Source organism: Bradyrhizobium sp. PRIMUS42 (assembly GCF_023006515.1).
Classification (GTDB): domain Bacteria; phylum Pseudomonadota; class Alphaproteobacteria; order Rhizobiales; family Xanthobacteraceae; genus Bradyrhizobium.
The window spans coordinates 1-6,377 of the sequence record NZ_JALBGZ010000368.1; the positions used below are offsets into that span (position 1 = coordinate 1).

Here is a 6,377-nt window from a genome sequence, read left to right on the forward strand (position 1 = left end):
CCGCGTGCCGGGCTTCGGCGCCGCGGGGTACGCGCGCCGGCGCCACCGGGGCGATCGGCACTACTTCGCCGGTATAGGGCGAGATCACCGGATTCTTGTTGAGGTCATAGAACTTCTTGCCCGTGGTCGGGCAAATACGTTTAGTTCCGAGTTCGGACTTGGCCACGGCAGGAATCCTGGGAATGTCTGAAAAGCGGTGTTTCACTTGGCTAGTTGGCGGCCCGCTGTCAATAGCGCATTACGGGAGAACGACATGCCCGTGACGGGGCGCGGACCATGTGGTACCTGCGCCGCAGTCCCCTCGGGGCTCATCCAAGGACACAATCTTGACCCATTCCGACCAACCGAGGCCGCTTCAGTCTCGCGCCAGCGGTCCCCTGACCGGGAAAGTACGGGTGCCCGGGGACAAGTCGATCTCTCACCGGGCCCTCATCCTGGGTGCGCTCGCGGTCGGCGAGACCAAGATTTCAGGTCTGCTGGAGGGCGAGGACGTCCTCAACACCGCCAAATCCATGCAGGCGCTGGGCGCCAAGGTCGAGCGCATCGGTGATTTCGCCTGGAAGCTAAACGGCGTCGGCGTCGCGGGTTTCGCCCAGCCCAAGGCCGCGCTGGATTTCGGCAATTCCGGCACCGGCTGCCGGCTGGTGATGGGCGCCGTGGCGGGATGCCCGATCTCGGCGGTGTTCGACGGCGACGCCTCGCTGCGCAGCCGCCCGATGCGCCGGATCCTCGATCCGCTCGAAAAGATGGGCGCGAAGGTCGTTTCTGGTGGTGAGGGCGGTCGGCTGCCGCTGACCCTCCAGGGCGCGCGCGATCCGCTGCCGATCACCTACACAACCCCGGTCGCCTCGGCCCAGATCAAGTCGGCGGTGCTGCTGGCGGGCCTGGCTGCGCCGGGTACCACCACGGTGATCGAGACCGAAGCCAGCCGCGACCACACCGAATTGATGCTGAAGCATTTTGGCGCCGACATCTCCTCCGCGCGGGAGGGCGTGCATGGCCGCCGTATCACGCTCAGGGGCCAACCCGAGCTGCATGGCGCCACCGTGGTGGTCCCCGCCGACCCCTCCTCGGCGGCTTTCCCGGTGGTCGCAGCGCTGATCGTCGAGGGCTCCGACGTCGTTCTGTCCGACGTCATGACCAATCCCCTGCGCACCGGCCTGTTCACCACACTGCGCGAGATGGGCGCTTCCATCGAGGAAAGCGAAGTGCGGGGTGATGCCGGCGAGCCGATGGCGCAATTGCGCGTGCGGGCCTCGAAGCTGCGCGGCGTCGAGGTGCCGCCGGAGCGCGCGCCCTCGATGATCGACGAATATCTGGTGCTGGCGGTGGCGGCGTCCTTCGCCGAAGGCACAACGATCATGCGCGGCTTGCACGAACTGCGCGTCAAGGAATCCGACCGCCTGGAGGCAACCGCCGACATGCTGCGCGTCAACGGTGTGAAGGTCGAGGTGTCCGGCGACGATCTCATCGTCGAAGGCCGTGGCCACGTTCCCGGCGGCGGCCTCGTCGCCACCCACATGGACCATCGCATCGCGATGTCCGCGCTGGTGATGGGCTGCGCCTCTGACCAGCCCGTGAGCGTCGACGACACCGCCTTCATCGCCACCAGCTTTCCGGATTTCATTCCGATGATGCGTTCGCTAGGGGCCGACTTTTCATGATCATCGCCATCGATGGGCCCGCGGCCTCGGGCAAGGGGACGCTCGGCAAGCGCCTTGCGCACCATTACGGCTATCGTCATCTCGATACCGGCGTGATCTATCGCGCGGTGGCCTATGCGCTGATGCAGTCCGGGCACGATCTCAACGACGAGGCGGCTGCGGTGCAGGCGGCCTTGGAGCTCGATCCCGAGAAGTTCGGCAATCCGGCCCTGAAGACCCAGAAGGCCGGTGAGGGCGCCTCGATTGTCTCGGCGATCCCTGGGGTGCGCGAGGTCCTGGTCAATTTCCAGCGGCAATTCGCCGCCGATCCACCCGGCGCCGTACTGGATGGCCGGGACATTGGAACCGTGATCTGCCCGGACGCCGACGTGAAAATCTTCGTCGTCGCCGACCCCAAGGTCCGCGCCCGCCGCCGGACCATGGAGGCCAAGGCGAGGGGCGAGGAGGCGGACGAGGCTGCGGTGCTCGCCGATATCATCCAGCGCGACGAACGCGACAAGAACCGCCCGATTGCGCCTTTGAAACCGGCCCCGGATGCTTACTTGCTAGATAACTCCCAACTGGATATAGAAGGCGGCGTCCGGGCCGCCATCGACATTATCGAGGCTGTCCGAGCGGGCCGGTCGCGGGGTTAAGCCGCCGCCGTCATTGGAGGAAGCGCCCGCTCCCGCTCTTTGAGGTCGATACGTCAGGTCCCTGTTTGGGACCGGCGCGATCCAGGCTCCGGACAAAGATTTTCCACGTATCGGACGCGCGGGCCTCTGCCGGCCCGCTTCCGCTGTTCCGCCGCCAAGGCCGGAGCAGCGAGCGGTCGCTCGAAGGTTTTGCGGACCTTCCGACACTGCGTGTGCGATGCGCCCATGAACCCAACGGCCGGCACGACATCCGCAACTGGAGAACAAATGGCTTCGACTTCTGCTGATACCTATAGCCCGTCGCGCGACGATTTCGCGGCGATGCTCGACGAGTCCTTCGCAGGTGGCAACCTGCAGGAAAGCTCCGTCGTCAAGGGCAAGGTGGTTGCAATTGAAAAGGACATGGCCGTCATCGACGTCGGCCTGAAGACCGAGGGCCGCGTCGCCCTGCGCGAATTTTCCGGCCCCGGCCGTGACAGTGAACTGAAGGTCGGCGACGAGGTTGAAGTGTTCCTCGATCGCATCGAGAACGCCCTCGGTGAAGCCGTGTTGTCGCGCGACAAGGCGCGCCGCGAAGAGAGCTGGGGCAAGCTCGAAAAGGCGTTCCAGAACAACGAGAAGGTCAACGGCGTCATCTTCAACCAGGTCAAGGGCGGCTTCACCGTCGATCTCGACGGTGCCGTGGCCTTCCTGCCGCGCTCGCAGGTCGACATCCGTCCGATCCGCGACGTCGCGCCGCTGATGAACAACTCGCAGCCGTTCCAGATCCTCAAGATGGACCGCCGCCGCGGCAACATCGTCGTGTCCCGCCGCACCGTGCTGGAAGAGACCCGCGCCGAGCAGCGCCAGGAGCTGGTGCAGAACCTCGAAGAGGGTCAGGTCATCGACGGCGTGGTCAAGAACATCACCGATTACGGTGCGTTCGTTGATCTCGGCGGCATCGACGGCCTGCTGCACGTCACCGACATCGCGTGGCGCCGCGTCAACCATCCGACCGAGGTGCTCTCGATCGGCCAGACCGTGAAGGTCAAGATCATCAAGATCAACCACGAGACGCACCGCATCTCGCTGGGCATGAAGCAGCTGCTGGATGATCCGTGGCAGGGCATCGAAGCCAAGTACCCGCTGGGTGCCCGCTTCACCGGCCGCGTCACCAACATCACCGACTACGGTGCGTTCGTCGAGCTCGAGCCGGGCATCGAAGGCCTGATCCACGTCTCCGAGATGTCGTGGACCAAGAAGAACATGCACCCCGGCAAGATCGTCTCGACCTCGCAGGAAGTCGACGTGCAGGTGCTGGAAGTCGATTCCGTCAAGCGCCGCATCTCGCTGGGCCTCAAGCAGACCATGCGCAACCCCTGGGAGGTCTTCGTCGAAGGTCACCCGACCGGTTCGACGGTCGAGGGCGAGGTCAAGAACAAGACCGAGTTCGGCCTGTTCCTGGGCCTCGAGGGCGACGTCGACGGCATGGTCCATCTCTCCGACCTCGACTGGAAGCTTCCGGGCGAGCAGGTGATCGACAACTACAAGAAGGGCGACATGGTGAAGGCCGTTGTGCTCGATGTGGACGTCGAGAAGGAGCGTATCTCGCTCGGCATCAAGCAGCTCGAAGGCGACCCCTTCGCCGAGCCGGGCGATGTCAAGAAGGGCGCGGTCGTGACCTGCGAAGTGCTCGAAGTGAAGGAGAGCGGTATCGAGGTGAAGATCACCGGGACCGACTTCTCGACCTTCATCAAGCGCTCGGAGCTCGCCCGTGACCGCAACGACCAGCGCGCCGAACGCTTTGCCGTCGGCGAGAAGGTCGATGCCCGCGTGATCCAGTTCGACAAGAAGGCCCGCAAGGTCCAGGTGTCGATCAAGGCGCTCGAAGTCGCCGAAGAGAAGGAAGCCATCGCGCAGTACGGCTCCTCCGATTCGGGGGCGACGCTCGGCGACATCCTGGGCACCGCGCTCAAGAACCGCGACAGCAAGTAAGCGAAACCTGCGTTTCGCTGACATCGAAGCCCCGGCGCGAGCCGGGGCTTTTTTGTGCTCGTAGTTGCCGCCTGTAGCCCGGATGAGCGCAGCGACATCCGGGATTCTCACCTCGCGGATCGACTTCCCCGGATTATGCTTCGCTCCATCCGGGCTACGCAGTCACAGCCTTGTTTTCTTCAAATTACGCCGCAATTGATGTATCCAGATAAGCCGTTGGTCACGCCGTGACGGCACAACGCGCCCGGCCTTTCATTTGGAGATATCTCGATGTCGCTCGATTCGGACATCATCGTCGATCGCCGCCGGATCCGTCGCAAGCTGACGTTCTGGCGTGTCATGGCCGCGCTGATCGCGATCGCGGCGATCGCAAGCTTTGCGCTGATTGCGACACCCGGCGCGCGCGGCACCTTCGCATCCGCCGGCGCGATCGCGCGGGTCCACATCGAGGGCCTGATCCGCAGCGATTCCGATCGCACGCAGGCGCTGGAGCGGCTGGAGAATTCGCAGGCCGCCGCCGTCATCGTTCACATCAACTCGCCGGGCGGCACCACTGCCGGCTCCGAGCAGCTCTACGATTCGCTCGTCCGGCTGAAGGCAAAGAAGCCGCTCGTCGTGGTGGTCGAGGGCCTGGCTGCCTCCGGGGGCTACATCACGGCGATTGCCAGCGACCACATCATTGCCCAGCAGAGCTCGCTGGTCGGGTCGATCGGCGTGCTGTTCCAATATCCCAACGTCTCGGAGCTCCTGAAGACCATCGGCGTCAAGGTCGAGGAGGTGAAGTCGTCGCCGCTGAAGGCCGCGCCCAACGGTTTCGAGCCCACCAGCCCCGAGGCGCGCGCTGCGCTCGATGCGCTGGTGAAGGATTCCTACGCCTGGTTCAGGGGACTGGTGAAGGAACGGCGTGGCATGGATGACACGCAGCTCGAGAAAGTGGCCGATGGCCGCGTCTTCACTGGACGCCAGGCGATCGATCTCAAGCTGATCGATCAGATCGGCGACGAGAAGACCGCGGTGACCTGGCTGGTCGAGCAGAAGGGCGTCAAGAAGGGGCTCTCCGTGCGTGATTACAAGCTCGAGCCGCGCTTTGGCGATCTGTCGTTCCTCAAGACAGCCACCGCCATCACGCTGGAAGCGCTCGGTTTGGGCTCGATTGCGCATCAAATTGGGCAAACCGGCGTTGCGCAGGCGGTCGATCGGTTCGGAATGGATGGAATGCTGGCCCTGTGGCAGCCGGCCGCCTCAAACTGAGGGATCTGGGCGAGCGCCTGAGGGTTTTCCCGTCTGACGGGCGCCGGGGCAGCCCGCTTTTTCGGCATTTGTCACGCATTTTCACGACGCTCAACCTTGATTTAGCGTCTTGACAGATCAAGGTATTTTCACGGAAATGGTCATCCGCACGCTTCCGGGTCCTATCTCTCGATGATCAAATCCGAACTTGTTCAGCGTATCGCCGAGCACAACCCGCATCTGTACCAGCGGGATGTCGAGAACATTGTGAATGCGATTCTCGAAGAGATCGTAGCGGCCCTCGCGCGCGGTGATCGCGTCGAGCTGCGCGGCTTCGGTGCCTTCTCGGTCAAGCATCGCCCCGCACGCGCCGGGCGCAATCCACGCACCGGCGCCCATGTGCCCGTCGATCAGAAGAGCGTTCCGTTCTTCAAGACCGGCAAGGAAATGCGCGAACGGCTGAATCGCGACCATCCGGATCCCGGCGCGCCAGACTGAAGCGTGAAAAGATCGCGCTTCAGGTCATTGTTTGAGCAGGATCTTTTCGGAAAACCGCTGCACACTTTTCCGGATCATGCTCTAAAGCCAACGTCTGGGTTTGCCGCGGTCGCGTAACATGCGGCCGGAAACTTGATTCAAGGCGAGCGAAGCGAGATGCGAAAGTTTCTGACCGCGCTGATCGTGATTCCGCTGGGCGTGATCCTGGTGGCCTTCGCGGTCGCCAACCGGCACTTCATCACAGTCTCGTTCGATCCCTTCATTGCGAACGACCCGTCATTGTCGGTCACGCTGCCGCTGTTCCTGCTCCTGATCCTGATCGCCGCCCTCGGGGTCTTCGCGGGCGGCTCTGCCGTGTGGGTCGGCCAGCGGCGCT

At 63.9% G+C, this 6,377-nt stretch carries 6 protein-coding genes and 1 pseudogene; 6 read left to right on the plus strand and 1 reads right to left on the minus strand.

All coding sequences use genetic code 11. From position 1 onward, the window contains the following. The coding region (locus MOV75_RS23605; protein ID WP_247006712.1) for a TIGR02300 family protein at positions 1–166 on the minus strand (166 nt) is incomplete at its 3' end. Positions 167–326: 160 nt separating this feature from the next. Between MOV75_RS23605 and aroA the strand changes: the two genes are divergently transcribed. From aroA to MOV75_RS23635, 6 genes and pseudogenes are all read left to right on the plus strand, one after another. Further along, on the plus strand, positions 327–1,664 hold the full coding sequence (gene aroA, locus MOV75_RS23610) for a 3-phosphoshikimate 1-carboxyvinyltransferase (RefSeq protein ID WP_246929968.1): 1,338 nt from the start codon (positions 327–329) through the stop codon (positions 1,662–1,664). After that, positions 1,661–2,299 carry a (d)CMP kinase gene (gene cmk / locus MOV75_RS23615; protein WP_246929967.1) on the plus strand — a complete coding sequence of 213 codons (639 nt, stop codon included), beginning with the start codon at positions 1,661–1,663 and terminating at the stop codon, positions 2,297–2,299. Before aroA ends, cmk begins: the two co-directional genes overlap by 4 nt. A 267-nt stretch (positions 2,300–2,566) precedes the next feature. Beyond that, positions 2,567–4,273 carry a 30S ribosomal protein S1 gene (rpsA, locus tag MOV75_RS23620; RefSeq protein WP_246929965.1) on the plus strand — a complete coding sequence of 569 codons (1,707 nt, stop codon included), beginning with the start codon at positions 2,567–2,569 and terminating at the stop codon, positions 4,271–4,273. Between the two features lie 270 nt (positions 4,274–4,543). Further along, positions 4,544–5,524, plus strand: a complete 981-nt coding sequence (gene sppA / locus MOV75_RS23625) for a signal peptide peptidase SppA (protein ID WP_246929964.1) — start codon at positions 4,544–4,546, stop codon at positions 5,522–5,524. Between the two features lie 171 nt (positions 5,525–5,695). Further along, positions 5,696–6,001 (plus strand): integration host factor subunit beta, encoded by a 306-nt coding sequence (locus tag MOV75_RS23630; protein WP_007598410.1) that lies wholly within the window; start codon positions 5,696–5,698, stop codon positions 5,999–6,001. A gap of 156 nt (positions 6,002–6,157) precedes the next feature. Continuing rightward, positions 6,158–6,377, plus strand: a pseudogene (locus MOV75_RS23635) (DUF1049 domain-containing protein); the annotation flags it as partial.

Coding starts and splice junctions, on each gene's coding strand:
- cmk (WP_246929967.1), top strand. CDS start 1,661: ATGATCATCGCCATCGATGGGCCCGCGGCCTCGGGCAAGGGGACGCTC.
- rpsA (WP_246929965.1), top strand. CDS start 2,567: ATGGCTTCGACTTCTGCTGATACCTATAGCCCGTCGCGCGACGATTTC.
- sppA (WP_246929964.1), top strand. CDS start 4,544: ATGTCGCTCGATTCGGACATCATCGTCGATCGCCGCCGGATCCGTCGC.
- MOV75_RS23630 (WP_007598410.1), top strand. CDS start 5,696: ATGATCAAATCCGAACTTGTTCAGCGTATCGCCGAGCACAACCCGCAT.